The sequence below is a fragment of the Streptomyces anthophorae genome (assembly GCF_049310305.1).
Classification (GTDB): Bacteria; Actinomycetota; Actinomycetes; order Streptomycetales; family Streptomycetaceae; genus Streptomyces.
The window spans coordinates 1,349,372-1,375,393 of record NZ_JBLWQQ010000001.1 but is presented as its reverse complement, the minus strand read 5'-3'; the positions used below and the strand labels follow the sequence as shown (position 1 = coordinate 1,375,393).

Below are 26,022 nucleotides of genomic sequence, written 5' to 3'. Positions count from 1 at the left end.
CCACTGTGCTCCCCAACTCCCCGCTGTGCACGCACGATTGCCGCGCCTCTCAAGGTCTGCCCCGAGACACGTCCCAGCCTGCCGAGCCATCGACATGCGCGTCCAGCATGAAAGGGCGATCAATCCTTGCGATCTCCGCATAGGTGGGGTGGCTCGGCTTCACGCCCACGTGACGCCGGGCGGCAGCTCGTGCCGCCGAGCCCGGAACTCCTGGAGCGTTTCAAGGAACCGGTCGGCCGCGCGGGGCAGCGGGCGGCGGGCGCGTACGGCGATGTCGAGGCGACGGTGCACGGTCGGCTCGACCAGCGGCCGGTGCACGAAAGGCCCCGTGCCCAGGAGCGGCAGAACGAGGGCGGGCATGGCGGTCAGGCCGAGGCCCGCCGCGACGAGTCCTCCGACGGTGGCGACGTTCCCCGCTTCCGCCGCCGGCGCCGACCCCGCGCCGATCTGTGCGAACGCGGCATCGGTGAGGCGCCGCACACTGGAGTCCGGGCCGACCGCCAGGAACGGCTCGCGCGCCAGCTCGTCCCACGTGACCTCGGAGCGCTCGGCCAGCGGATGCTCCTGCGGCAGCACCGCCACGAAACGGTCCCGCACCAGCGGCCGGTGCTCCAGCTGTCCGGACGGCTCGCCGGTGGTGATGGCGAAGTCGGCGTCCCCGGACAGCACCCGGCTCAGCACGGACTGCTCGAGCCCGTCCATGAGCTGCACCGCCACCTGGGGCCACCGCTGCCGGAAGTCGAGGATCACCTGGGGCAGCAGCACCGCGGCGACGGACGGCAGAGTGGCCACGGCGACCGTGCCCGAATCGCCGAGCAGGAAGCGCTCCAGTTCCCTCATGCCGGAGCGGTGGGCGTTCACGATCTGCTCGGCTATGCGCAGGGCCTCGACGCCCGCGGCGGTCAACTCCACGTTCCGGGTGTCGCGTTCGAGGAGCCGGGCGCCCAGCTGCCGTTCCAGGTCCGCCACCGCGCGGCTGAGCGAGGACTGGGAGACCCGCAGGTGTGCCGCGGCCGCCGTGAAACTCGTCGCGCGGGCCACGGCGGCGTAGGCCGTGAGTTGACGCAGTGTGCTGTCCATGGCGAGGGACCCTACGTGTCCGCCCGCGCCATGGGTATGGAAACTGATGCGGCAACCGCATGGATAGATCTCGGTTTGATGCTGGACTCCGATACGCCGCCGCTCCGACACTCATCGGCGAGAACAGGCCGATCGAGAAGGTGAGCGAGAACCATGCTGGCAGCGCTGGGATTTACCACGATCGGCCTGTTCCTCGTGCTCACCATGACCAAACGGGTCTCCGTCCTGGTGGCCCTCGTACTGCTGCCGGTCCTCACGGCCCTGGTCGGCGGATTCGCCGGCGACATGGGTGACATGATCCTCGACGGCCTCAACACGGTGGCCCCGACCGGCATCATGATCGCCTTCGCGGTCCTGTACTTCACGCTGATGGTCGACGCCGGACTCTTCGACCCGCTCATCAACGGCATCCTGCGGGCCGCCCGCAACGACCCGGCACGCATCGCGGTCGGCACGGCCGTCCTCACCATGTGTGTGGCACTCGACGGCGACGGGGCGTCCACCTTCCTCATCACCGTCTCGGCGCTGCTGCCCGTCTACAAGCGCCTCGGCATGAGCCCGCTGGTGCTGTCCGGTGTGGTGTGCCTCGGCGCCGGTGTGATGAACATGGTTCCGTGGGGCGGGCCCACGGTGCGGGCCATGGCGGCGCTGAAGCTGGACAGTTCGGAGGTCTTCACCCCGGTGCTGCCGGCGATGGCCTGCGGGATCGTGTGGGTACTGCTCGCCTCGTACTGGATCGGCCGCCGGGAGCGTCGCCGACTCGGAGCGGTGCCGGCCCAGCGCGCCGCCGCGGACGTGGACTCCGAGGCGCCCGCCGCCCGTGTGGTGGGCGACGGCCCGGGCACACCGCTGCTGCCCGCGGCGAGCCGCGCTGCGCTGCCCCTCACCATGTTCAACGCCCTGCTGACCGTCGTCCTGATCGTGGCGCTCGTCCTTCAGCTCATGCCGCTGCCTGTGCTGTTCGCGGTCGCCTTCGCCCTCGCGCTCGTCGTCAACCACCCGCGCTGGGAGCAGCAGCAGGCACTCCTGGAGAAGCACGCGAAGAGCGTGGTCCTGGTCACCACGATGATCTTTGCCGCCGGTGTGTTCACGGGTGTCCTCACCGGCACCAAGATGATCTCCGAGATGGCCGAGGCGCTGGTCTCCGTCGTGCCGGACTCCCTCGGCGGCCATCTCGCACCGATCGTCGCCGTCACCGGCATGCCGCTGAGTCTCGCCTTCACCCCCGACGCCTACTACTTCGGGGTGCTTCCGGTCCTCTCGCACACGGCATCCGGGTTCGGGGCCGACCAGGCGGAGGTCGCGCGCGCCGCCATCCTCGGCCAGATGACCACCGGCTTCCCGCTCAGCCCGCTGACCGCCTCCACGTTCATCCTCGTCAGCATGAGCGGCGTCCAACTCGGCGAACACCAGCGCTTCATCTTCCGCTGGGCCTTCGGCACGACCCTCGTGATGACCGCCGCGGCGCTGCTCACCGGCGCGATATCCCTCTGACCCGCCGACATCCGGGCGCGCGGCGGCCTCGGCCCGACGGCCTGTCGCTGCGCGCCCGGTGTGCGCCGGTCAGCCCGTCAGGGTGCCTTCGTAGACGCGTCGTCCGGATTGCAGTGCCTGGACTTCGTGTCCGCCGAAGTCCCCCTCATGGGCCCGTAGTTGGAAGATGCACGGCTTGTCGGGCTCCGTGTAGCCGGTGAAGGTGGCGGTGACCCGGTGTACCGGCTCAGGGGCGAGGCGCACCGCCGCCGACGCCAGGAGCATGCCCGGGATGTGGTCCACCGGGGTGCCCCGGAACACCAGCTCCTCGGTGTCGGGACTGAACTCCGACTCCGTCGCTCCCGGCCACGCCTCCTGGGCGGCCGTGTCCGGGGTGCCCGAGCCGCGGACGAACCGGTACACCGCCGGGGACAGAAAGGCGAAGTCCACCTCCGCCGTGCCAAGGCGCACGGGTCCCGCGTGCGTCGTGGCACGGAACAGTGAGCCGACCAACTGGCCGCGCCGCAGGTCAGGTTCGGCCAGCTCCACGTCGACCGTCAGATCGCCGGGCGCCCCCAGGACGTCGTGTGCCGTAGGCACCTCGCTGGACAGGGAGCGGAACACGCAGTGGTGTCCGCGCGGCACCGCGTACGCCTCGTGGGCGACGAGCAGTGCCGCCTGGCGGGCCGCGTGGGCCAGGAACAGCGGGTCCGTCCCGCCGTCGTGCCGGGCCCGCACGGTGTATCGGTGCTCGCCGTTCGCCGTGCGCCGCCATTCGGTGGGGCTGATGCCGGACGCGGGGTCCGCGAGGTCGGCGGGCGCCTCCTCGTACGCCGCGGTGGCCGTGTCGGTGGTCATCGGCCGCTCCGGCGGCGCAGCGCGGCGTCGGACAGTTCCGGCGGACTCCAGCCGCCGTCCTCCGGGTTGAGGGTGCGGCCCGGCGGCACGATCTCGTCGATGCGGTCCAGGACGTCCTGGGAGAGCCGGACGTCGGCGGCGCCGAGCTGCGACTCCAGCTGCTCCATCGTGCGCGGCCCGATGATCGCCGAGGTGACGGCGGGGTGCTCGGTGACGAAGGCCAGGGCCAGGTGGATCAGGCTGATCCCGGCCTCCTCGGCGAGCAGGGCGAGCTGCTCGACGGCATCGAGCTTGCGCTGGTTGGTGTCCAGGGACATGTCGTAGCGCTTGCCCCAGCGGCCGGCCCGCTTGGTGGGCGCGATCTCCTGGTCCTTGCGGTAGCGGCCGGTCAGCCAGCCGCCCGCCAGCGGGCTCCACGTGGCCGTCCCCATCCCGTACTTGAGACAGGTCGGCAGTACGTCGGCCTCGATCTCGCGGGCCAGGAGCGAGTACGGGGGCTGCTCGCTGACGAAGCGTTCACGATGGCGGCGTTCGGCCGTCCACTGGGCCTCGACGATCTGGTGGGCGGGGAACGTGGAGCTGCCTATGTAGCGGATCTTTCCGGCCTGGACGAGGTCGGTGAGGGCGCCCAGTGTCTCGTCGATGTCGGTGTGCGGGTCCGGCCGGTGCATCTGGTAGATGTCGATCCAGTCGGTGCCGAGTCGGCGCAGGCTGTGGTCGACGGCCTGGTGGATCCAGCGCCGGGAGTTGCCGCGGGAGTTGGGGTCCACGCCCATGGGGGAGTGGGCCTTGGTCGCGAGGACCACGCGGTCCCGCTTGCCGGACTGCGCGAGGGCCTTGCCGATGATCTCCTCGGCCTCGCCGCGCGAATAGGAGTCGGCGGTGTCGATGTAGTTGATGCCGGCGGCCATGGCGCGTTCGATGATGGCGGTGGAGTAGTCGGCGCTCTTGTTGCCCCACGCCCCGAACATCAGGGTGCCCAGGCACAGTTGACTGACGCGGACGCCGGTGGTCCCGAGATGGCGGTACTTCATGCGGTGACGGCCTCCGATGCCGCCCAGGTGGACACGCGCGAGGCGACGTGACCGGGCCAGTCGTAGAGGAAGTAGTGGCCGCCGGTGAGGTGTTCGACGTCCACGGACCGGGTGGTGTACGCCGACCAGCCCGGCAGCTGGTCGGCCTGGGTCATCTCGTCCTCGCTGCCGGCCAGGACGTGCACGGGCACGCCGACGCGGTGCACGGGCTGCGCCGGGGTGTAGGCGTGCACCATGCGCTGGTCGTTGCGGATGATGTGCAGGAAGCCCTCCGCCATGGCGCGGCTGAGGCCCTTGGGGACGCCGCCGACGGAGCTCAGCTCGGCGAACAGCTCGTCGTCGGGGAGCCCCGCCACCCGCTTGCCCCAGTCGGTCTGGAGGTGGGCGGGGTTGCGCCCGGAGATGATCAGGGTGCGCGGCACGGGCAGGCCGCATCGCTCCAGATGGCACACCATCTCGTAGGCGACGAGGCCGCCCATGCAGTGCCCCAGCAGATAGAAGTCGTCGCAGTCGAGCCGGTCGACGAGCCGGGCGGCGAGGTCGGCGGCCGCCTCGGTGACCTCGGTGGCGAACGGCTCCGAGCGGCGCACGCCGCGCCCGGCGGGCTCCAGCGGCACCACCTCGATGTGCTCGGGGAAGCTGCGCTGCCAGGGGCGGAACACGCCGGCGGAGCCGCCGGCGTGGGGGACACAGAACAACTGGGTGCGGCGGGGCGCTGTGGTGGTCACGGTGGTGACGGTCCTTTCGTGCGCGGTCACTTGTGCTGGGCGGCCGAGGCCACGGGGACGACCGTGATCCGGTCGGGGCGCTCGCTGCGCAGCAGCAGCGGCCGCAGCTCGTCGTGGATCATCGCCTCGGTCACCAGGACCGGCTCCGAGGCATGGATCTCCAGGTCGATGCGGTTCTCGCCGTCCTCGTCGCGGCGGACCCGCGGGACGGCGCGGGCCACGCCCGGGATGGACTGCGCGGCCTGCCGGATCGAGAAGAGGGAGACCTTCTCGCCGCCGACGAGCACGAAGTCCGTCAGGCGCCCCGCGTAGTGGAGATAGCCGTCCTCGTCCCGGCGGAACAGGTCGCCGGACGCGACGAGCCCTGGTTCGAGCAGCGGTTGGCGGGCGGCCGGGCCGACCTTGCGCAGCAGTGCCGTGTCGGTGGAGACGAGGAGTTCGCCCACGCCGTCGGGGCCCGGGTCGCGCACCGTGACGGTGACGCCGTCGAGTGGCAGGCCCACCGACGCGTGACGGTGCGCGGGCTCGCGGTGCGCGGCGAGCGTGGCCACGCGCGGCCCGGCCTCCGTCAGGCCGTACGTCAGGTACAGCTCGCCGCCGGGGTTGAGGGCGAGCAGGCCGGCCACGTGCTCCGGGTCGATCCGGTCTCCGCCCACCGCCAACGAGCGCAGTGGCACGGGGAGTTGTTCACCGATCTCGATGAGCTGACGGGCGATGGTCGGAGTGATCGACGACGAGGTGACACCGTGCCGCCGGATCGTCTCGCGGTAGGCGGCCGCATTGAACGGCGGCCCCGAGATGACCAGACCCGCGCCGGTCACCAGCGCGGTCATCGCCTGGGCGACGATCGCGTACGAGTAGTAGAGCGGCAGGCTGATCAGCAGCCGGTCGTCCGCGCGCACGCCCACGGCGTCGGCGTGCCGCCGCGCGTTGCGCAGCAGGGACCCCACGGCGTGCAGGCAGGCGCTGAACATCCCGGAGGTGCCGGAGGTCAGCATCAGGACCTGCCCCGGCTCGTACGTGCCCTGGGCTCCACCCATGGGCAGCAGGACGGCCTGCTGCTCCCCGACGTCGTAGCGCTGCTCCGTGTCGTAGCGGGCGGGGTCGACGCGTGCGGCGATCAGCGCTCCGGCGTTCAGGTGCGAGGCGAGCGCCCTGATCCGGGCGGACGGGGTGGAGGGGGAGACGGCGAGCGGGACGCAGCCGCTGAGCAGCACGGCGAAGTACTGCTTGAGCAGATGGCTGCCGTTGGCGAGGGCGATGACGACGGGCGTCCCCTCGGCGAGGTCCAGTTCGGCGAAGTCGGCCAGGACGGAGTCGAAGTCGGGGCCTTCGTCGCCGACGGGGCGACTGAGGTCGGTGGTGCGGTCCAACAGGGCGACAACGTCGTCGCGCCGGATACTCAGGTCCACGGTGGTGATGGGAGTAGCCATGGCAGATGACACCCCTTTCAGCGGATCACGGGCGGCGGTCGTGGGCCGGGGCCGTGAGGCGGGAGAGATCGGGCTCCGCGTGCGGTTCGTGAGCATGCGCGGTCTGGAGGATCAGGCAGCGCACCGCGTGGACGTCGTCGTCCTGTCGGTGGGTGGCGATGGCCACGTAGCGGGCACTGCCCTGCCGCAGCCATCCGGCGGCCAGGGCGGCGGCGGTGGCCGCGCCGTCGGCGGGGGGCATCGACAGGGCCAGGGTCGGGCCGCGGAACCCCTGCCGGATGCAGGGGAGCCCGGCCACGGAGCCCGGGTTGGCGCCGGCGAACTTCAGGGGCGACAGGCGCCCCCGTGCGGTGGCCTTGGCGATGCCCCGCATGGTGTCGAGGGTGCACACCTCGCTTACGGTGATCATCCCCACCTGGTCGCCGACCGCGGTGAGGTCCTCGCCGCAGTTGCTGACCGCGTGCTCCAGGGCCTCCGCCATCAGCCAGGCCTGCGGATCGGCGAACAGGGATGCGCCGTTGCGCGAGTGGGCGGCCGGGTCGTCGGTGACCACTTCGCCGTAGCCCACGGCGACGGGGGGCGCGGGCAGGGGGCCGTCAGTCATGGTCTCCTCCCGGCACCGAGAAGAGTAGCGCGGTGTTGAAGCCGCCGAATCCGAGCGTCAGGCTGAGGCCGCAGCCGTCGGGGACGGGCGCGGGCGCACCCTGGGGGAGCGGCAGCGGGAAGTCGTCCATGGGCCGCTCCAGGCCCTGCACCGGCGGAACTTGACGGTCCGTCAGCGCCTTGATGAGGGTAATGGCCTCGATGGTTCCGCAGGCGCCGAGGCTGTGGCCGAGCGCGCCCTTGGTGCCGTAGACGACGGGCCGGTGGCCCCCTGCGGTGAACAGCGCCCGCAGACTGGTGGCCTCGACCGCGTCGTTGACCGGAGTGCCGGTGCCGTGCGCGCTGACCACGGCGATGTCGTCGACGCGCAGCGCGCTGCCCGCCAGGGCGCGTTCCACCGCCAGCACGACGCTGCTGCCGCTGGGGTCAGGGGCGGTCATCCCCGCGGCGTCATTGGCGGAGCCGGCGCCGCGCAGGAGGGCGTGGACGCGTGCCGATCGGCGCCGCGCGTGCTCGGCGGACTCCAGGACGACCACGCCGGCGCCCTCGCCGAGCACCATGCCGTTGTGCCGGGCGTCGAAGGCGCGCAGCGCCTCCGGGCTCATCGTGCCGAGCAGCGAGTGGCCGAGCCGCTTGGCCGGGCTGACCACGTCGGCGCCGACACACACGCAGACGTCGCGCTGACCCGACCGGATCAGTTCGGCGCCCATCAACAGCGCGTCGGAGCCGGCAGAACAGGCGGTGGTCACGCACAGCGGCGGCTCCGGGTGGCCCACCTGCTCGGCGGTGCGCCGGGCCCACTCGTACAGGGAGAAGACCTCGAGATCGTCGAGGTTCCCGGCATAGCTCGTGCCGAGGATCAAAGCGGTGCCGGACGCGGAGAGTGTGTCCGCCGGGAGATCGGCGTCGGCGAGGGCCGAGCCGATGGCCGCCGTGGTCAGTGCCAGCTGGCGATCAGCGGGCGCGTCGCTGAGGGAAACGGTGTCCACCACCGCCGCGAGCGAACTGCGCAATGAAATGTCGGACGGTAATTCACGAATGCCGGACTCGCCTTTGAGGAGCCGGGTCCACGTGTCGTCCAGAGAATTTCCGAGGGGGGTTTCCCAGCCCATTCCCGTGACGTGCGGATCGAGCGGATCCATTCAGTTCTATTCCTTCTGTGCGGACGAAGGTCAGGCGGCGGCGGCCGACGACCGGAGGTTTTCTATCAGGCCGCACAGGGAGGCGATGGTGGAGAAGTGCTCCGGCGTGAAGTCGTCGTCGGAGATCTCCACGTCGAAGGCTTCTTCGAGCTGAACCCGCAGCTCAACGAAGCCGAGGGAGTCCACGCCCAGGACGTCGCGGAGGCTGTCCCGTTCGCCCATGTCGCTGGTGGGCACCTCGACGTAGATGTGCGAGACGAGGATGTTCTTGATGGTTTCTGCGGCGTTCATTTAAGAGCCCTTCGCTGTGGATGAGTTGCTTGCGGCGGTGTTCGTCGAATCTCTGATGGATTCTGCACCGACCGTAACCGTCCAGTGTTTCCAGTGGATTTCGGAAAGAGCGGCAGAAGGGATACAGGATGTGAATAGGAGAATCTTTTGCGTGGCCTTTGCGCACGGCTGGGCATGGCGCAGCGCGGCGTCACGAAAAGGTACGCCGCGCGGTGCCCGCGAAAGCTACTTGGAGCGTGTGCCGGTGCGCTGCGACAGTGCCGCGCCCAGGAGGATGACCACCGCGCCGACGGGCTGATGCCACTTCAGGTCCTCGCCGAGGACCGCGACGCCGGCCACGGTGGAGATGATGGGGACGAGGTAGGTGACCATCGAGGCCACGGTCGCCCCGGCGTCGCGCACGAGGCCGTACTGGATGAGGAACGCGATGCCCGTGCCCATCGCCCCCAGGACCACGAGCGAGGCGGTCTCCGCGAGCGGGAAGTGCCGGGGCAGTGAGGTGAGGAACGGGGCCGCGATCGCCAACTCGACCGTTCCTGCCGTCAGTTGGGCCGCCGCCAGGGATACGCTCGAGTGCCCCGAGTCGGTGAGGAAACGGCGTACGTACACCCAGCCGGCGCCCATGCTGAGCGCGGCGCCCAGAGCCAGTCCGGCGCCGAGCGGGTCGCCGGCGCTGGCGCCGTTCCAGATGCCGAAGACGACGAGGACACCCAGGAAGCCGATCCCCATGCCGGTGAGGCGGTTGCGGTCGGGGCGCTCGCCCGGCAGCACGGTGACGGCCACGAGCAGGGTGAACAGCGGGGTGGTGGCATTGCAGATGCCGGTCAGCGCCGAGGTGATGCGCTGCTCGGAGTAGGCGAAGAGGGTGAACGGCAGCGCGTTGAGCAGAAAGGCCGCGACGGCCAGATGTACCCACAGCCCCGGCCTGCGCGGGAACGACTCCCGTTTCACCGCGAGGACGCACAACAGGGCCAGGGCGCCGAACGCCACGCGCCCCAGGGCCACTTGGAGCGGCTCGTACGCCTCACCGCTGATCTTCACGAACAGGAAGCTGAGACCCCAGACCAGGGCCAGCAGCAGAAAGCGGATGCGCCAGTCGAGGCCGCTACGGCCGGATCCGGCCGGGGTGCCGGACTCGCTCGACCGGGCTCTGGAGGGTGGCGGCCCAAGACCGCCGCCGCCCTCCTCCTCGGTTGCGGACGGTGATGTATCCATGACCGTCACTATGGGATCCGGCACCTGACCTGCACAAGCGAGGGTTTCTGAGAACTCGTTGTAGCATCCCTTCACTATGCTGAACCTCGATCGACTCCGGGCGTTGCGGGCCATCGCGGCATACGGATCCGTCAGCGCCGCGGCCGAGATCCTGCACGTGACCACCTCCGCCGTCTCCCAGCAGATCCGCAAGCTGGAGCAGGAGACCGGCCACCAGATGGTCACCAGGAGCGGCCGGGGCGTCGAACTCACCCCCGCGGCACGCCTGTTGGCGAACCGCGCGGAACGCATCCTCGGCCTCGCCGACGAGGCCGAGGCGGAACTCCAGGCCCGCAACGACTCGGCGGTGGGTCAGCTCACCCTGGGGGCCTTCCCCACCGCGGCCCGCGGTATCGTGCCCGGCGCGCTGCGCCTGCTGGCCGACCGCGCACCTCAACTCCAGCTCCACATAAGGGAGATGGACTTCGACTCGCCCATGTCCCAGGTGGAACGCGGGGACCTGGATGTCGGCATCGTCCAGGACTGGGACCACGTCCCCATCGCCTGGACCGACACCCTGCACCGCAGCCTGCTGATGACGGACTCGGCGCGCGTCGCCCTGCCCGCCGACCATCGCCTCGCCGATCGCGACGTGGTGTCCATCGGCGAACTCGTCGACGAACCCTGGGTCAGCCGGGTGCGCCGCTCCACCTGCCACGAGTGGCTCCTGCACACGATGCGCGAACAGGGGGCGGAACCCCGCATCGTGCACTCGGTGACCGAGCACCCCACCCAACTCGCCCTGGTCTCCGCCGGGGTGGCCCTCGCCATGGTGCCCACACTGGGCATGGGCCCGCTGCCGCCGGGCGTACGGACGGTGGCCCTGGAGCGCCGGATGACGCGCCGCATCTACGCGACATGGCGCCCCGAGAGCTCACGGCGTCCCTCGGTACGGGTCACGGTGCGGGCGCTGGCGGAGGCGGCCAGGGGAGCGTCGGGGGTGACGGGGGCGTCCGTGTGACCCGCAGCGGGGCGCTGAACCTGGACCCCCTTTGACTCATGCCCGCAACCACCACGTCGTCGGCGCCTGGTGTCAGCGGAGCCACTGGCTCTGGTCGGCGGGGCGGTACAGGGTGATCGCGTTGGTGATTTTGTCGAGGACGAGGTGCCGGTAGGTCGCGTCCGTGACCTCGCCGTCGTAGGCGAAGTGGGGGTCGCCCCGCAGGACGTGCAGCTCGAGCCGGCGCACCTGGGCGGTGGTCAGGACCCGGGAGTTGTGCAGGGTCCCGGTCAGGACGGCGAGGAGGAGCCGTGTGCGGGCCAGCGGGGTGCCGGCCTCCACGGCGCGGATGTCGAGCAGCCCGTCGTCGAGCTGGGTGCGATAGGTGGGGGCGAAACCCGCGGGGTGGTAGATGCCGTTGCCCGCGAAGAGCAGCCAGATGCTGCGTGGGCGGCCGTTGATGGCCACCGAGAGCGGGCTGCCGGTGGCCAGGACCTTGGCCAGGCCGACGGCCAGCGCGGGCCATTTGCCGATCCGCTCCTCCAGGCGTTCCCGGGCGTGGACGAGTTCGGAGTACACGCCGATGCTGAACGTGTTGAGGAACAGCTGCTGTTCGCTGTTGCTGTCGGAGCTGTCGGAGCTGTCGGAGCTGTCGGAGCTGTCGGAGCTGTCGGAGCTGTCGGAGCTGTCAGAGCTGTCGGAGGTGGTTGCCCGGCCCGCGTCGGCAGTGACCGCCTCGCCTTCCCGGATGGCGCGGGCGACGTCTTCCATGGTCTGGTTGCCGAGGTCCCCGGCGAAGTGGTTGAACGTGCCGCCGGGGAAGACCGCGAGCGGGACGTGATGGCGGGCGGCCGTCGCACCGGCCGCGTTGACGGTGCCGTCGCCGCCGCAGACGCCCAGCGCACCGCCGTCCGCGAGGGCGCGCAGCGCTGCCGCGTGGAGCAGGGCCATGAGATCGTCGCCCGGTTCGAGGACGGTGATCGTGGCTTCGGGAAGGAGCGTGGGCAGCAGCGTCGCGGTGTCCTGGGACCAGGAGATGCCGGAGGACGGATTGACCACCAGATGCAGGCCCTTGCCGTCCTTGAGCGCAGGGGCCGGCTTGCGCGGAGGGGCTGCCGCCGCCGCGGTCTCCGGCTTCGCCGGCCACCAGCGGTAGGTGAGCAGTGCGGCGCTCGCCCCCGCGATGATCCCGGCCGCCGCGCGACCCCGGTGGGGGAGTTTCCCGTGGCCTCGCAGGTAGGTGAGGCCGGCGGCGAAGGGCAGCACGGCGAGGCCGTGGCGGGGCGACTCCACCGCGACCGCGGCGGCGAAAGCTGCGGCCGGCGCCACCGGGTTGGAGCGCGGGGGCGCGGTGCGCGGGCGGGACGCGCCCCCGGTGAGGGCGTCCACGAGGGGGCGGGTGCCGCGTGCGGCGGGTTTGGTCAGCGCCCGGCCCAGTGCGGTGACGATGGCCACGGACCCGATGCCGCGCAGTGCGGCCCGGCGGGCGCTCTGGCCGCCCGAGACGCCGAGCACGGCGGCGACACCCAGCCATACGGCATCGTGCCCCGCGACGCCGCGCAGCACGCGCGTCGCGGAGTTCCCGCGCGTGGCCCGCTCGACGGAGAGCGTGGCCCGCTTGACGGAGAGCGTGGCCCGCTTGACGGAGAAGGGCACCCGCGGCCGGCTTCCCCACCCGGGTGTCTTCCCCGGCAGTCCAGGTCGCTTCATGCGCTCGCCACACCCCTGCCCATCGAGTCCAGTACGCGACGACCGGGTCCGACCGTGGCGCCCCGTCACCCTATCGGCGCCTGATCTGCCCACGACGGGCAGCACGGGGAAGGGGGGCGAGGGGCGCGTCCTCGTATGCCTCGCGAAACGGCCTTCGACGCGGGGGCCGGGATGGGCGCCGCCGCGTGGCTGTCAGCCGGTGGTCGCGTTCGGTGCGAAGACGGCCGGCGACGGGCCGGAGTCCGGACGGTCGTGGGCCGGGGGAGGCCACACGGGCCGATGTTCCGTCGGGAGGTCCGCCAGCGCCTGGCCCACGGTGGGGCGGGAGGCCAGGAGGTCGGTGCTGCCGGTCTGGGCGAGGAGGTCGATCAGGCGTCGCCCGGGTCCGGCGAGCAGAAGCAGGCCCTCGCGGCGCCGCAGCAGCCAGCGGGCGGCGAGCAGGCAGTTGAGGCCGCGGGAGTCGCAGAACGTGAGCGCCGTGACGTCAAGCACCAGATGCCGGTGCCCGGCCAGCACGCGGGTTCCGATCGTGCGGAGGAAGAACTGCTCGCAGTCCTGGTCGAGTTCACCGCTCACACGCAGCACCGCGCAGTGCTCGCAGCGCGTCAGTTCGGTGATGGACAGGCGGCTGGTCTGCGTGGACATCGCGGCTCCCTTCGGACGTGAGGTCACGGTGCGTGAGGGGGTGGCCGCACGGCGGCCTCGCACGGCTTCCCTTTCCGGTTGCCCCGGCGGTTTCCTCGTATGCGCGCCGGAGTGCGCCAACGGGCGGAATTCCGCGACAAGTTGGCGGCAGTCGGGGAGTGACGGCTGAGCCTTGCCGATGGGAGCGTCGGCGGGGCCGGGGTGCGATGCATGTTACGGAGCGTCAAGTTTCCGGTGTGCAAGTGAGGATTGCGGGTATGGGTCGTGCACGCCGCACTCCCGACGGGGGAGTGCCTCGGGATTGAGGAGTGACGATGATGCCCCAGGCCATCAGCCATCCGGCACCGCGGTCCGATACACCTGGGCGACATATGACCGGCCCTGGCAGTGCCGCTCCGCCGGCCGGTGTCCCGGGCCCTCCGTCACTCTCCGCCACCGGCGCACTCGCGCCCGCGGACATCCGTGACCTGTCGAAGTCGCTGTTCGCCCGGCTCGATGAGTTCGAGGAGGGCACCCACGAGCACGCCTACGCACGCAACACGCTCGTCGAGCTCAACCTCAACCTCGTGCACTACGCCGCACGGCGCCTGCGCGCTCACGGCGAATCCTACGAAGACGTCGTGCAGGTCGGCACGATCGGTCTGATCAAGGCGATCGACCGCTTCGATCTGCACCGGGGCGCGGAGTTCACGAGCTTCGCCCTGCCCACGGTCATGGGCGAGATCAAGCGCTTCTTCCGCGACACGACGTGGGCCGTCCACGTCCCCCGGCGCCTGAAGGAGCTCAGCCTGCACCTCGACCGGGCGAGCACCCGCCTGGAGCAGGCGTGCGGTCACCCGCCCACCGTCGCCGAACTCGCCGCCCACCTCGGCCTCGACGAGGACGAGGTCGTCGAAGGCCTGAAGGCGACCAACGGCTGCACCGCCGCCTCGCTCGACCGGACGGCCGATCTGGACGAGCCCGACGACACCCTGGCCGCCCACATCGGCTGCCATGACCACGAGTTGGCCAAGGCGGAGAACCTTCAGGCCCTCAAGCCGCTGATCGCCGCCCTCGCGCCCCGGGACCGCAAGCTCCTCGCGCTGCGGTTCGTCGACGAGCTGACGCAGTCCGAGATCGGAGACGTCCTCGGCATCTCGCAGATGCAGGTCTCCCGCCGCCTCGCCCGGGTGCTGGACCGGCTCCGGGCGCAGCTCAGCGCATAGGACGCGGCCCGGCCGGTTATCGGGGTCGGTGGTCCTCGGGAGGACAGGGGCCCGTGGAGGCCCGGGGAGGCGGAGTGACTCCGCCTCCCCGGGCCTCCATGCGGCTACTCGCACACGCGGGCGCTGCCTCGGGGCAAGGTCGCGTGGATCGTCTTGCCGCCTGGACCCGTGCTCACCGTGACCGAACGGGACAGATGGCGGACCATGGGCCAGCCGAAGCCGCCGGTGCCGTTCGTCATGTCGGGGGATCGTTCGCGGGGCGGTCGCCGATCGGCGTCGCTCACCGCGATCACGATGCTGTCAGCCCGGGCCCGCAGCCGCAGCGAGCAGCGGCTGCCGCGCGCGTGGCGGACGGTGTTGGTGACGAGTTCGGAGACGACGAGCTCGACACTGGCGGCGTCCTGCTCGCCCACGGCGGGCCGCAGTCGGTCCAGGAAGCGGCGTGCCGTCAGCCGGGCGTCGGCGACGGCCTCCGGCCGCTTGCGCAGCGCCGTCCGTTCGTGCATGTCGCCGTCCGTGCGTACCTGCTGCGTGCGCACTCTTGGACCCTCCTTGTGTGTGGGGGACGAGGGTTCAGCGGATGAGGGTGGCCTCCCGGGGCCCGGCCATCTGCGCCCCGACGGGTTGCAGGACGTGGTCGCAGGTGTCGAGCAGCGACTGGTGCCGGCGCAGGGCGGTGACCCGCAACCAGGCCAGTGCCTCGCCGACCGGACAGTCCTCGCGCGCGGCGATGCAGCCGGCGGCCCGGTGAACGCGTTCCCAGCGCGCCGCGCGGGTGTCGGTGGCCCACACCGGCTCGGGACCCGTGGCGTCGGCGTGCACGGGCCTCCAGCGCAGGATTTCCTCGCGGGCGAGCGCGGTGGCCTGTTCGGCCTCCTCGATGTGTGCGGGGGCGGGCGGATCGGAGCGGGTGTAGTACAGGCAGAGCACGCCGAGCCGCTGGCGCTGCCGGTGCAGCGGCAGCGCCAGAACGTGCCGGAGCGCGGGGAGTTCGTCGGTCCAGCACCGCAGCCGCGCACGACGGGCCCGACCGTGGACGTCGGGGACGAGGACGGTCCGTGTCCCCAGCGCGGCATCGACCGAGGGCCCTTCCGCATGGGCGAACTGGGCCGCCTCGGCGCGCAGCGCGTATTCGTCACTGGCGTACAGCAACTGCCACTGCTCAAAGCTCGGGAGCAGGGACATGGTCACGTGCTGCGCCCCCAGCGATTCGGCGAACGCCGTGCACAGTCTCCTCGGCAGGGCCCGGCGCCCCACGGCCGCCGCGAGCGACACATCATGAACGATCGACCGGTCTTCCTCCAGCATGGGCCTCACACTTCCTTTCCGGACAGGGTTTCGCCCGTCCAGCGCTTGCGCCTGGGACCCGGCAACGTGTCTGCCGCTCCGCGGGCATGGAAGTCCGTCTACCACCCGCACCCCGGTCTCACGCGTCCCAAAACGTGGCTCGCACTCGCGTACGACGGCACGGTGACGTGCCACTCCATCGGGGGAGTGTCCCGGATGCGAGGACGGGCAACCGAGCGTGATGAGAGTGGTAGACGACGTGGAACGAACGATGGAACGCTGGACGAGTGCCCTGTGGGGGCTGCTCCTGCCACCTCGGCGCAAGCAGGGCGAGGTGGTGTCGATACTGCGCAGGCGGTGCGACGAACAGGCGCTGATCCTGGGCCGGCAACGGGTGCTGGTCCCCAACCGCTTCGTCGTCGAACTGCCTCCACCGGTCCACCGACAACTCACCGAACACGGCGGCGAGTTGGGCCGTCACCTCGCCGTCCAGGTGCGCCGCCACGCCGCGGAGTCGGGCTACACCTTCGCCGGCCCCGTGGCGGTCCACCTGGAGTCCTCCGCGAGCAGCGCCGTCGGCCGCTTCCGCGTCCACGGCCGCATCGCACCTCTCGCCGCGCAACGCCGGGGCGAGTGAGCGGGGCCCGTAGTTGGCCCCCAGGGGGTATTTCCCCCCTCAAGTCCCGAACGTACAACGGAGGTTGGCGTCCGCCGGACGAGATCACGCTCGGCGTTTGTGCATCGGATCGTCGGGAAGGCGAGTCAGCCACACCGTCAATGGGCGCACGCGCCGAAGGAGAACACTGTCTATGCCGCAGCGCGAACCGGTCACCAGGAACCCGGACAAGGGCTATGTAGCGCTTCTTGGCTGGAGCCTCAACGCAGTGGAAGCCCTCGACCGGTTCGATCGCAGATACGTCGTCGTGGCCCCGGAGTGGGCCGAGGAGTACTGCGTCGAGCACGACATCCCCTACGTGCCATGGAACTTCGAACGGCTCAACGACCGCTCGATGGAGATCGCCGAGACGCTTCAGAGCGAGGGCGTCGACGTCGCGATCCCGCTGTACGAGGAAACGGTCGAATGGGCGGGCGCGATCAACTCCGTCCTCCTCGGCAACCCGCGTCTGTACGGTCAGGCCATGCTGCTGCGGGACAAGGCGCTGATGAAGCGCCGCGCGCAGCTCGGCGGCATCCGGGTCGGGATCTTCGAGGAGGCCCACGACAGGGACGACGTGATCCGCTTCCTCAAGCGCGTCAACCAGACCCTGCTCAAGCTGGACGGGGACCCGAACGACCCGATCCACCTCAAGGCGTTCGACAAGGCGGGATGCCTCGGGCACCGCGTCATCCGCACCCCGGACGAGATCGACTCGATCCCGGACGAGGAGTTCCCCGTTCTCATGGAGTCCCACCTCGACGGCTGGGAGTTCGCGGTCGAGGCATGGGTGCACAACGGGAAGATCAAGTTCCTCAACATCTCCGAGTACGTCACGCTGGGGTACTCGGTGTTCGTACCCGCGACCCCGGAACTGGAGCGCTACCGCCCGCAGATCACGGCCCAGATCGAGAAGCTCATCAAGACGTTCGACATCGAGTTCGGCTTCGTGCACCCGGAGTACTTCGTCACCAGTGACGGCGAGATGTACTTCGGTGAGGTCGCCTACCGGCCCCCGGGCTTCAAGGTGTTCGAGCTCCTTGAGCGGGCATACGGCTTCAACGCCTACCAGGCCCTGGTCCTGGCGTTCGACCCGAAGACGACCGAGGAGGAGATCGACGCCTTCTTCCCGCGCGAGGTCGTCGACGCGTCCGGGGTCGCCGGCTGCTTCGGCGTCTATCCGCGCCGCCGTGTCGTCAGCGAACTGGAGATCCCCGAGGAGACCGAGGACGACGACTACTACGAGTCGCACGACCTCTCGACACCGCTCGAGGAGACCGTCACCAAGAGGACCGCGTTCGGCACCCACTGGGGTCTGGTGTACTTCTTCGGTGACGACCCCTACCGAATGCGCGACCTGTTGAAGAAGCAGGAAGAGCTCGACTTCTACGTCTGACGACCACGTGAACGTAGGAGGCCAACCCGAGGGAAACTCTGTGAAACCGACCGTCGACGTCAACGGTGAGGCCACGACGCTGGACAAGCGCGTGACCTCACTCGACGAGGCCATCCAGGCCATGGCCGAAACCCGCGACTTCGGCAAGCACACGAAGCTGCGGCGGCTCCTGGAAGCACTGCGGCGGGTGCTCAAGCAGCCCGGCGGCGCCGCGGCCATCCAGGACAGGGCGCAGGCCATCGAGGACGCCGGGCTCTTCCAGGGGACGGACTGGGCGTCACCGGAGATCCTCATTCCGGCGCTGGCCGGTCCGGGCCTGCACAGCGCGGACCCGGACACCGTCGTCATGGAGGCGACCAGCGAGCTGCGGATGCTCGCGGTCGCCCGCGGCGAATTCGTGCATCCGACGCTGTCGGCCGAGGACGCCCGCCAGTTCCTCTCCCAGGTACTGGCGACCAACCTGGAGCTGCTGTTCAGCGCGCCCAGCGAGGCGGAGCGGGCCCAGCAGGGCCGGACCGCCCAGCTCATCCGGGACCTGTTCCGCCACCTCGCCGAGGAGATCGGCTACGACAGCGTCCTGGACAACCTGGTCGACGAGATCTGGCGGATCCTGCGCCAGCGCCCGATCCAGGTCGAGGCCGTGCAGGCGCTGATCACCAGGATCGCGGTCTACCGCAACGACCCGGACGTCGATCTCGGTGTGTCGTCGGGGCAGGGCATCGACCGCCTCATCACGAGCCTGTTCGGAACCACCGAGGCGTGCCGCGACGACCCGGGCATGGAGGTCTTCCGCTCCCGCCTCGAGGCGATGGACGCGGGCGGCCTCCAGTACGAGGCGTCGGGGTTCGCGCGGGCGATGCACGACACCGGCCTGGTGTCGCCGTACCACGCGGAACTGCTCCGGTTCCTGCTGCGCGAGAGCGACTACCTGCTCGGTGAGGCGCTCGGCCTCTCCGACACCGGCCGCAACTGCCTGCTGCGCTACAGCCAACTGGTGCACCGGCTGATCGAGGTGGCCGTGCACCCGCAGACCGCGCAGAGCATCTACGGTCTCGCGCTGCTGCTCGACCGCGGCATCCTCTACGAGCCGCCGCTGGTGCCCGCGCTGTGGCGCCAGCTGTCGCTCGAACTCGCCCCGGCCGCGCGGGAGCGCCTCACGGCGGTCTTCGGCGAGGAAGTGGAGCCGCGGGCGCGGCTGACCGCCGGGGTGCTCTCGATGCTGGGTCAGCCGCTCGGCGTCGGTCAGGGCGACAACCCCACCTGCCAGTCGGCCCGCGCGCTGTCGATGTGGTCCTACAACGACCCGGACTACCTGCTGCAAATGGTGGTCTGGGCTGCCCGCGACGACGAGGTGCTCATGCACTTCGAGGGTCAGCCGATCTCGTCGAAGGACAGCGGGGCCGGCGTGGCGACCACGCTGCCGATGGACCTGGACCCCGTATCGCTGATCGTGGTGCCGCACCTGGACCGGATCTACGCCGAGATGGGGCGGCACTGCGTCGAACGGCCGGGGGACCCGCACCGGTGGGTCAACCCCGAGTTCCACGGCTGGTGGACGCCCCGCGGGTTCCACATCAACGTCGATGTCGCGACCGGGAACCTGGTCGACCTCGATGAGTTCCTGCGCCAGTTCCACGCCTGCTACCACCCCTCCTACAACGGCGGGCAGCCGCTGATCCACCCGCAGCCGGCCGGTGTCGCCGTCACCGACAGCGCGGCCCGCTACGTCGGCTGGCACGCGATCACGATCCTGCGGGTGGCGCCGGACCCGCAGGACGTCATGCGGGTGTACTTCTTCAACCCGAACAACGACAGCGGCCAGGACTGGGGCGACGGCGTCGTCGTCTCCACCGCGGGCAACGGCGAGCGGTTCGGCGAGGCCTCACTGCCGTTCGACCAGTTCGCCTCGCGGCTCTACATCTTCCACGCGGACCCGCTCGAGCACGGCGAACCGGAGCGGGTGCCCGCCGAGGACGTCGCGGGGATCATCGGTTACATCGAGCGCAGCTGGGGCAACGACAGGCTGCCGGCGGGGATGCTGCAAGCACTGGAAGGACCGGCGAGCCTGGGAACTTAGCGCGTGGCGACGGGCAGAGGCGGCGGGCGCAAGCGCCGACAGGGAGAACGGACTTGAGTCTCCCGTAGGGGGAGGCGCGAAGGTGCAGGCATGGACGGCGACACGCTTTTCACCATCGGGGACCTGGCCCGGCGGACCGGGCTGACGGTCAAGACCATTCGGTTCTACTCCGATGCCGGAATCGTGCCACCGACCGACCGAAGCCCGGCGGGCTACCGGCTCTACGACATCGGCGCACTGGCGCGATTGGATCTGGTACGCACCCTCCGCGACCTGGGGCTCGACCTCGCTGTCATCCGACAGGTGCTGGACCGGGAGGTCTCGGTGCCCGAGGTCGCGGCCGCCCACGCCGACGCCCTGGACGTGCAGATCCGCACGCTGCGACTGCGGCGCGCGGTGCTGCGAGCGGTGGCCAAACGGGGCTCCACCTCCGAGGAAATGGACCTCATGCACAAGCTTGCCAAGCTCTCCGACGCCGAACGCCGGCGCCTCGTCACCGACTTCATCGACGACACCTTCGGCGGGTTCGACGCAAACGCCGAGTTCGTCGACATGATGCGCGCGGCCATGCCCGAACTCCCCGACGACCCCGAACCCGAGCAGGTCGACGCCTGGGTGGAACTCGCCGAACTCACCCGGGACCCCGACTTCCGCTCGGCCGTCCGCCGCATGGCGCGGTACCAGGCGGCCGAACGAGCCCAAGGCGACAACACCGGCCTGCACCACGACCTCACCGAGACCGTCCGCGACGGCGTCGGCCGCGCGCTCGCCGCCGGCATCGCCCCTGCCTCGGCCGAGGCCGCAACAATCGTCGACACCCTGACCGCCCGCTACGCGCAGACCTTCAGCCGCACCGACGACGCCGACCTGCGCCTGTGGCTGCTGACCCGCCTGGAGATCGCAGGCGACGCCCGCGCGGAACGCTACTGGCACCTGCTGGCCGTCATCAACGGGTGGCCCGTCCCGCCCAGCCTGACACCGGTGTTCACGTGGTTCACCGAGGCCCTGCGCGCTCACACCTGAGCAGCTGTCAAGAGTTGCGGCCTGCGTGACGGAGGGGCCGGTCATCCCTCGTCGAAACAGAGGCAGAAGGGGTGGCCGGCTGGGTCGAGGAGCACGCGGACGTTCTCTTGCGGCTGCTCCTCGACCATCGTGGCGCCCAGGGCTACGGCCTCTGCGACCGCTGAGTCGGGGAGGTGGCGACGGTGGCGGTGCCGGGTTCCTCGTGTCCGATGTGCCAGCCGAGGAGTTCGGCGTAGAACTTCGCCAAGCCGCTGGGATCCGGCGCCTCGATCGTCGTTCCCCACCACATACCATCAGGTCGAGATTTCATCCCGGCAGCCTGCCTCACGATCCCGGCCCTGTCGCGCTCGACCAGTTTGAACACCATCGCCAGGGCTGCTGCGGGCATGGTGGATTTCGTGCTGGTTGCAGGTGCGCGGCTCGGGGCGTGGGCGTGGGACGAGGTGGTGCCGTATCTGCGTGTGGCCGGCCACGGCGTCTACCCGTTGACGCTGTCCGGTCTCGCTGACAAGCGGGGTGTGCCGGCGAGGGCCTCACCGATGAGCAGATCGCACGTCTCGTGGGTGGCTCGACGCCGCACCCGGGCGCCACGTTGACCGAGCCCGCCCTGCTCGCGGGGCCGCTGGGTGGGCTTCCGGCGACGTACATTCAATGTCTGTTCGGCGGCGACGAGCTCGACGACGACGTGGCCGAGCTGCTGAACAGCGAGCACTGGCGGTTGGCCACGATGGACACCGGCCACTGGCCGATGTTCTCGCAGCCGCGTGAACTGGCGGAGATCTTGCTTGACGCGGCCCGGGAGTAGCTCTCGGTCCATGGTCGCGCGCGTTGTTCGGGCATGTTTCCCATGCAGTCGCATCCCTCCGCCAGGTGTGAACTACTGCCAGGAGATGCCCCGTTGGCCGTGCGCGCCGCGACCGCCCGGTCTCTAATGGGCAGCACGGCGCAGTCGATTCGGCGAAGGTGTGTTGTGCATGGGGGACAGGGGCATCGAGGAGGTGCTCGACGATCGCTATGAGGTGAAGGCGGTCGCCGGTGAGGGCGGGATGGGGCGCGTGCTGCGCGTTCTGCACCGGCAGTGGGGGATCGACCTGGCGGTCAAGACGCCCAAGCCCGAGGCGTTCGCGACCGATGAGCAGCGCGAGCGGTTCGTCGGCGAGGCGGAGGCATGGGTGGCGCTCGGGCTGCACCCGAACATCTGCGGGTGCCACTACGTGCGCGCCGTCGACGGCGTCCCCTGCATCTTCTCCGAGTACGTGGGTGGCGGCAGCCTGCACGACTGGATCGCCGATCGCCGCCTGTACGAGGGCGGCCCGGCGGCGGCCGTGGTGCGCATCGTGGACCTGGCCGTCCAGATGGCCTGGGGTGTGGGGCATGCGCACGCCGCGGGCCTGGTGCACCGGGACGTCAAGCCCGCCAACGTGCTGATCGACATGCAGGGCGGCGATCTCGTCGCCAAGGTCACCGACTTCGGGCTGGCGCGCGCCCGGCCCATCGTCGTCGAGGACGACGGGCGGCCTTCGCCCGACGGCAGCGTGCCGGTCTCGGCGGGAGGGCGGACACCCGCGTACGCCTCGCCCGAGCAGCTGTCGAACCGGCCCGTCGGGAAGCGTACGGACGTCTTCAGCCTTGGTGTCACGGTCCTCGAGATGTTCACGGGCGGCCCGCGGTGGGGCCGCGGGCCGTTCGCGAACGACACGATCAGGGAGCGGCACGGCATCGAGTCGTACGGGCCCGGCCTGCCGCCCCTGCCGCCGGACCTGGCCGAGTTGCTGGAGCGCTGCCTCGCCCCGGACCCCAAGACGCGGCCGGGCTCGATGGCGGCCGTCGCCGAGGAACTAACCGCGATCCACCGGGAGTTCACCGGGAAGCGGTACCGGCGCCTGGAGCCGAAGGCCGCCGACCTGCGCGCCGACGAGCTCAACAACCGGGCGCTGTCCCTGCTCGACCTCGACCGCGACGAGGAGGTCGCCGCCGCCTTCACCGCGGCGCTCGAGGCCGACCCGCAGCACGCCGAGGCGACCCTGAACTGCGGACTGTGGCGCTGGCGCGGCGGCGAGATCACCGACGAAGAGCTGGTCGCCGACCTCGACGCCGTCCGTGTCGACACCGACGACGCCTGGCCGGCGCGGCACGCGCTCGGCCTCGTCCACCTCGAACGGGGCGATCTAGCCACCGCCGGACCGCTGCTCGAACGCGTCGACCGCGAGCAGCCCGGGATGCGGGACGTGCGCGAGGCGCTGGACGCGCTCGGATCCGGGACCGTGCCGGACTCCGGCTGCGTCGGCAGCACCGAGGTCCGCTGGAACACGCGCTCCGACGACGAGTCCTCTTCGACGCTCGGCATCGATGTGTCCGCGGACGCGAGGACCGCCGTCACCGGTGGCATCGACGAGCATGTCCGTGTGTGGGACGTGCGCACGGGCCGCTGCCTGCGCACGCTGCGCGGCCACACGGCGAAGCTCCGGTCGGTCCGCATCAGCCCCGACGGCAGGTACTGCGCCTCGGTCGAGTACGACGCGGTCCTGCGCATCTGGGACCTGTCCGACGGCAGCTGCCTGCGGACCATCAGGGCGGCGAGGGCCTTCGACTGGGCGGCCGTCAGCCCGCGGGAGGGCCTCGCCGTCGCCACGGAAGCCGTCTGGAAGGACGGTGTCAGCGGCGTCGACCTCGTGGTGTGGGATCTGCGCCGGCGCCAGGTCCGCCGGCGGCTGCACGGCCCGCTGGCACAGTTCTCGAAAGCCGAGCTGAGCCCCGACGGCCGTTGGGTCCTCGTGGCCGGGTACGCGGACTGCGTCGCCCGCCTCTGGGACCTGCGCACCGGGCAGTGCGCGCAGGTCCTGGCCGGGCAAGGCATCAATCAGCACGCCGTGTGCTTCGACACCGGGAACGGCGTCGCGGCGATCGCCAACCACGACCAGTCCATCGACATCTGGGATCTGCGAGCCGGGCGACGGGTTCGGACCGTGCACTCGCCCGGAGGGGCGCTCGCGCTCAGCGCCGACGCCACGAAACTCCTCGTCGGCGGCGCCCGCGACGGCGCGGTCCGGCTGTGGGACCTGGAAACCGGCCGGTGCCTGCGGACGTTCCGCGGCCATCACGGCGCGGTGCGGCACGTCCGCTGGGGAGCGGGCGACCGGTTCGCGCTGTCCGCGTCGCAGGACAACACCGTACGGCTGTGGCGGATGCCCGACTCTCCGGCCGTTCCGCTCCAGGTGAGTTGGCCCCGCCGGCACGGCGTACTCAACCTGCTGGAGGAGAAGGTGAAGGGGCTGCTGGAGACCGCGGCGGCCCGGGAGACGGCAGGCGACCCCGCCTCCGCGCTCGACGCGCTCAGGGAGGCACGCGCGGTGCCCGGGTACGAGCGCGCCTCCGATGTGATGGCCGCCTGGCGAGGACTCAGCCGGTCACTGGACCGCACCGGCATTCGTGCGGTCTGGCTCGCCCGCGGGTTCGCGGCGCACCGCTCGGGCATCGATTCGCTCGACATCAGCGCCAACGGGGAGGTCATGGCCACCAGCGGAGCCACCGAGATCCGGCTCTGGGATCCGGGGACGGGCGCGCTCCTGCGGACCGTTCCCGTCCCCGAGGACAGCGTGCGCCGCGGTCCCGTCGACGGCGTCGACAGGGTGCAACTCAGCCCCGACGGCGGCACCGTGATGGCCTGGGGCCGCAACGGATGGGCCAAGGCCTGGTCGACCGCGACGGGTGCGGTACGCCACTCGATGTCCGACGACCGGCTCATCGGCACCGACATGACCGACTCGCTCCGGTGGATGATCCCCGTTGCCATGAGTCCCGACGCGGCCCGGTTCACCGCCGACGGACGTCGCGTACTCATCGGCGGCGACGGCCACGACCGGCGGCTGCGGCTGTGGGACCTGGAGACCGGCACCCTCCTGCGCGAGCTCGAAGGACACACGGGAATGCCCCGGACGGTGTGGATCGGTCCCGGCGACCGGATCGCCGCCACCGGCGCGAGCGACGGCACGGTCCGCCTGTGGGACCTCGGCACCGGCCGCTGCGATGCCGTGCTGCGCGGCCACACGAGTTGGGTCATGGCCGTGACGATGAGCGCCGACGGACGCCAGGTGGCCTCCGCGGGCGGCTACGACGACCTGTCGATCCGCGTGTGGGACACCGCGACCGGTGCCTGCACCGCGGTACTCGAAGGCCGGAGCGGCAACGCGCTCAGGGTGCGCTTCACCCCGGACGGCCGCTTCCTGCTCTCGAGCCACGAAGGCGAGGAGCTGCGGCTGTGGGACCTGGCGACCGGCACCTGCCTGCGCACCGTGGAGGCACAGCCCGGGCAACTGGGGCAGCTCGCCCTGACGGCCGACGGCGCGTACGCGGTGTCGGGAGGAAGCGACGGTCGCGTACGTTTTTGGACGCTCGACTGGGAGCTGGCGAAGGGGCATGTGCATGCGTGAGTTCTTCATGGTTGACGGTCGGAGACTGTCGTATCTGGACTTCGGCGGTCCCGGTGCTCCGCTTCTGGCCCTGCACGGTCACTACAACGAGGCGTCGGCGTTCGCGTCCTTGGCCGAGGCGTTGACGCCGCAGTGGAGGGTGATCGCGCTCGATCAGCGTGGCCACGGCGAGTCCGACCGTGCTCGCAGCTATGAGCGGGACGACTACGTCGCGGACCTCGCGGCCTTTCACCGACACCTGGACACCGGCCCAGCGGCCGTACTGGGCCACTCGCTGGGCGGGGTGAACGCGTACCAGTACGCGGCCCGGCATGCGGACCGGGTCTCCGCGCTGGTCGTCGAGGACATCGGCGCGGTCGTGGACAGCGACCGGTCGTTCACCACGCGCCTGCCCCGCCACGCACCGTCGCGCCAGGCGCTGATCGCGGCGCTGGGCCCAACGGCCCCCTATCTGGAATGCTCCATGCGCCGTTCGGAAGAGGGCTGGGGCTTCTCGTTCGACATCGAGCACACCGTGGCGTCCCAGAAGGCCCTCAGCGGGGACCACTGGCAGGACTGGACGGCGGTGACCTGCCCCACCCTGTTGATTCGGGGAACGCGCAGCGACGAGCTGACGTTGTCGCACGCGCACGAGATGATCGCCCGCCGGGCCGGCAAGGCCCGTCTGGTCGAGCTGACTGCCGGTCACGTCGTGCATCATGACGCTCCGGGTCAATTCGCCGCCGCGGTAAGGGACTTTCTGTCCGATCCGGGCTGAC

24 protein-coding genes and 1 pseudogene are annotated in these 26,022 nt (G+C 70.8%); 10 read left to right on the top strand and 15 right to left on the bottom strand.

What is annotated here, in order from left to right:
• Positions 1-159 precede the first annotated feature (159 nt).
• Positions 160-1,080, bottom strand: a complete 921-nt coding sequence (locus ACNYS0_RS06095) for a LysR family transcriptional regulator (RefSeq protein ID WP_422471630.1) — start codon at positions 1,078-1,080, stop codon at positions 160-162.
• Between the two features lie 153 nt (positions 1,081-1,233).
• Between ACNYS0_RS06095 and ACNYS0_RS06090 the strand changes: the two genes are divergently transcribed.
• Entirely contained in the window at positions 1,234-2,574 is a 1,341-nt protein-coding gene (locus tag ACNYS0_RS06090; RefSeq protein ID WP_422471629.1) for a CitMHS family transporter, read from the top strand.
• A gap of 69 nt (positions 2,575-2,643) precedes the next feature.
• On the opposite strand, the gene ACNYS0_RS06085 is transcribed toward ACNYS0_RS06090, so the two are convergent.
• The 8 genes from ACNYS0_RS06085 to ACNYS0_RS06050 form a co-directional block, all read right to left on the bottom strand.
• A complete protein-coding gene (locus ACNYS0_RS06085) occupies positions 2,644-3,411 on the bottom strand; it encodes an AfsA-related hotdog domain-containing protein (protein ID WP_422471628.1) in 768 nt (255 codons plus the stop codon).
• Positions 3,408-4,445 (bottom strand): aldo/keto reductase, encoded by a 1,038-nt coding sequence (locus ACNYS0_RS06080; RefSeq protein ID WP_422471627.1) that lies wholly within the window; start codon positions 4,443-4,445, stop codon positions 3,408-3,410. The genes ACNYS0_RS06085 and ACNYS0_RS06080 overlap by 4 nt, the downstream gene beginning before the upstream one ends.
• Positions 4,442-5,173 (bottom strand): thioesterase II family protein, encoded by a 732-nt coding sequence (locus ACNYS0_RS06075; protein WP_422471626.1) that lies wholly within the window; start codon positions 5,171-5,173, stop codon positions 4,442-4,444. The genes ACNYS0_RS06080 and ACNYS0_RS06075 overlap by 4 nt, the downstream gene beginning before the upstream one ends.
• 26 nt (positions 5,174-5,199) lie before the next feature.
• On the bottom strand, positions 5,200-6,606 hold the full coding sequence (locus ACNYS0_RS06070) for a class I adenylate-forming enzyme family protein (protein WP_422471625.1): 1,407 nt from the start codon (positions 6,604-6,606) through the stop codon (positions 5,200-5,202).
• 25 nt (positions 6,607-6,631) lie between these two features.
• Positions 6,632-7,210, bottom strand: coding sequence for a hypothetical protein (locus tag ACNYS0_RS06065; RefSeq protein WP_422471624.1), 579 nt, complete (start codon positions 7,208-7,210; stop codon positions 6,632-6,634).
• Positions 7,203-8,351, bottom strand: a complete 1,149-nt coding sequence (locus tag ACNYS0_RS06060; RefSeq protein WP_422471623.1) for a beta-ketoacyl-[acyl-carrier-protein] synthase family protein — start codon at positions 8,349-8,351, stop codon at positions 7,203-7,205. Before ACNYS0_RS06060 ends, ACNYS0_RS06065 begins: the two co-directional genes overlap by 8 nt.
• A gap of 30 nt (positions 8,352-8,381) precedes the next feature.
• Positions 8,382-8,642, bottom strand: coding sequence for an acyl carrier protein (locus ACNYS0_RS06055; protein WP_422471622.1), 261 nt, complete (start codon positions 8,640-8,642; stop codon positions 8,382-8,384).
• Between the two features lie 225 nt (positions 8,643-8,867).
• The gene (locus ACNYS0_RS06050) at positions 8,868-9,857 is read right to left on the bottom strand and encodes a DMT family transporter (protein WP_422471621.1); all 990 of its coding nucleotides are present in this window, start codon (positions 9,855-9,857) and stop codon (positions 8,868-8,870) included.
• 76 nt (positions 9,858-9,933) lie between these two features.
• Between ACNYS0_RS06050 and ACNYS0_RS06045 the strand changes: the two genes are divergently transcribed.
• Positions 9,934-10,857, top strand: coding sequence for a LysR family transcriptional regulator (locus ACNYS0_RS06045; RefSeq protein ID WP_422471620.1), 924 nt, complete (start codon positions 9,934-9,936; stop codon positions 10,855-10,857).
• A gap of 72 nt (positions 10,858-10,929) precedes the next feature.
• Here the strand turns inward: ACNYS0_RS06045 and ACNYS0_RS06040 are convergent, their stop codons facing one another.
• Both ACNYS0_RS06040 and ACNYS0_RS06035 read right to left on the bottom strand, forming a co-directional pair.
• On the bottom strand, positions 10,930-12,492 hold the full coding sequence (locus tag ACNYS0_RS06040) for a diacylglycerol/lipid kinase family protein (protein ID WP_422471619.1): 1,563 nt from the start codon (positions 12,490-12,492) through the stop codon (positions 10,930-10,932).
• A 246-nt stretch (positions 12,493-12,738) separates the two neighbouring features.
• Positions 12,739-13,191: an STAS domain-containing protein gene (locus tag ACNYS0_RS06035; protein WP_422471618.1), complete on the bottom strand. Its 453-nt coding sequence runs from the start codon at positions 13,189-13,191 to the stop codon at positions 12,739-12,741.
• 371 nt (positions 13,192-13,562) lie between these two features.
• Between ACNYS0_RS06035 and ACNYS0_RS06030 the strand changes: the two genes are divergently transcribed.
• Entirely contained in the window at positions 13,563-14,396 is an 834-nt protein-coding gene (locus tag ACNYS0_RS06030) for a SigB/SigF/SigG family RNA polymerase sigma factor (RefSeq protein ID WP_422471617.1), read from the top strand.
• Between the two features lie 104 nt (positions 14,397-14,500).
• On the opposite strand, the gene ACNYS0_RS06025 is transcribed toward ACNYS0_RS06030, so the two are convergent.
• A complete protein-coding gene (locus ACNYS0_RS06025) occupies positions 14,501-14,935 on the bottom strand; it encodes an ATP-binding protein (protein WP_422471616.1) in 435 nt (144 codons plus the stop codon).
• Positions 14,936-14,969: 34 nt separating this feature from the next.
• A complete protein-coding gene (locus ACNYS0_RS06020; RefSeq protein ID WP_422471615.1) occupies positions 14,970-15,704 on the bottom strand; it encodes a GAF domain-containing protein in 735 nt (244 codons plus the stop codon).
• A 220-nt stretch (positions 15,705-15,924) separates the two neighbouring features.
• Between ACNYS0_RS06020 and ACNYS0_RS06015 the strand changes: the two genes are divergently transcribed.
• From ACNYS0_RS06015 to ACNYS0_RS06000, 4 genes are all read left to right on the top strand, one after another.
• Positions 15,925-16,320: an FhaA domain-containing protein gene (locus ACNYS0_RS06015; RefSeq protein ID WP_422482476.1), complete on the top strand. Its 396-nt coding sequence runs from the start codon at positions 15,925-15,927 to the stop codon at positions 16,318-16,320.
• 172 nt (positions 16,321-16,492) lie between these two features.
• Positions 16,493-17,734 (top strand): ATP-grasp domain-containing protein, encoded by a 1,242-nt coding sequence (locus ACNYS0_RS06010; protein WP_422413833.1) that lies wholly within the window; start codon positions 16,493-16,495, stop codon positions 17,732-17,734.
• 40 nt (positions 17,735-17,774) lie between these two features.
• Positions 17,775-19,811 carry a hypothetical protein gene (locus ACNYS0_RS06005; RefSeq protein WP_422471614.1) on the top strand — a complete coding sequence of 679 codons (2,037 nt, stop codon included), beginning with the start codon at positions 17,775-17,777 and terminating at the stop codon, positions 19,809-19,811.
• Between the two features lie 90 nt (positions 19,812-19,901).
• On the top strand, positions 19,902-20,834 hold the full coding sequence (locus ACNYS0_RS06000) for a MerR family transcriptional regulator (protein ID WP_422471613.1): 933 nt from the start codon (positions 19,902-19,904) through the stop codon (positions 20,832-20,834).
• A gap of 41 nt (positions 20,835-20,875) precedes the next feature.
• On the opposite strand, the gene ACNYS0_RS05995 is transcribed toward ACNYS0_RS06000, so the two are convergent.
• Together ACNYS0_RS05995 and ACNYS0_RS05990 are read right to left on the bottom strand one after the other, a co-directional pair.
• A complete protein-coding gene (locus ACNYS0_RS05995; RefSeq protein WP_422482474.1) occupies positions 20,876-20,962 on the bottom strand; it encodes a hypothetical protein in 87 nt (28 codons plus the stop codon).
• Between the two features lie 14 nt (positions 20,963-20,976).
• On the bottom strand, positions 20,977-21,222 hold the full coding sequence (locus tag ACNYS0_RS05990) for a VOC family protein (protein WP_422482918.1): 246 nt from the start codon (positions 21,220-21,222) through the stop codon (positions 20,977-20,979).
• Here ACNYS0_RS05990 and ACNYS0_RS05985 point away from each other — a divergent pair.
• From ACNYS0_RS05985 to ACNYS0_RS05975, 3 genes and pseudogenes are all read left to right on the top strand, one after another.
• A pseudogene (locus ACNYS0_RS05985) lies at positions 21,221-21,639 on the top strand (hypothetical protein). The gene ACNYS0_RS05990 and the pseudogene ACNYS0_RS05985 overlap by 2 nt on opposite strands.
• A 169-nt stretch (positions 21,640-21,808) precedes the next feature.
• On the top strand, positions 21,809-25,264 hold the full coding sequence (locus ACNYS0_RS05980) for a WD40 repeat domain-containing serine/threonine protein kinase (RefSeq protein WP_422471612.1): 3,456 nt from the start codon (positions 21,809-21,811) through the stop codon (positions 25,262-25,264).
• Positions 25,257-26,021: an alpha/beta fold hydrolase gene (locus ACNYS0_RS05975; RefSeq protein ID WP_422471611.1), complete on the top strand. Its 765-nt coding sequence runs from the start codon at positions 25,257-25,259 to the stop codon at positions 26,019-26,021. The genes ACNYS0_RS05980 and ACNYS0_RS05975 overlap by 8 nt, the downstream gene beginning before the upstream one ends.
• The last annotated feature ends 1 nt before the right edge of the window (position 26,022 follow it).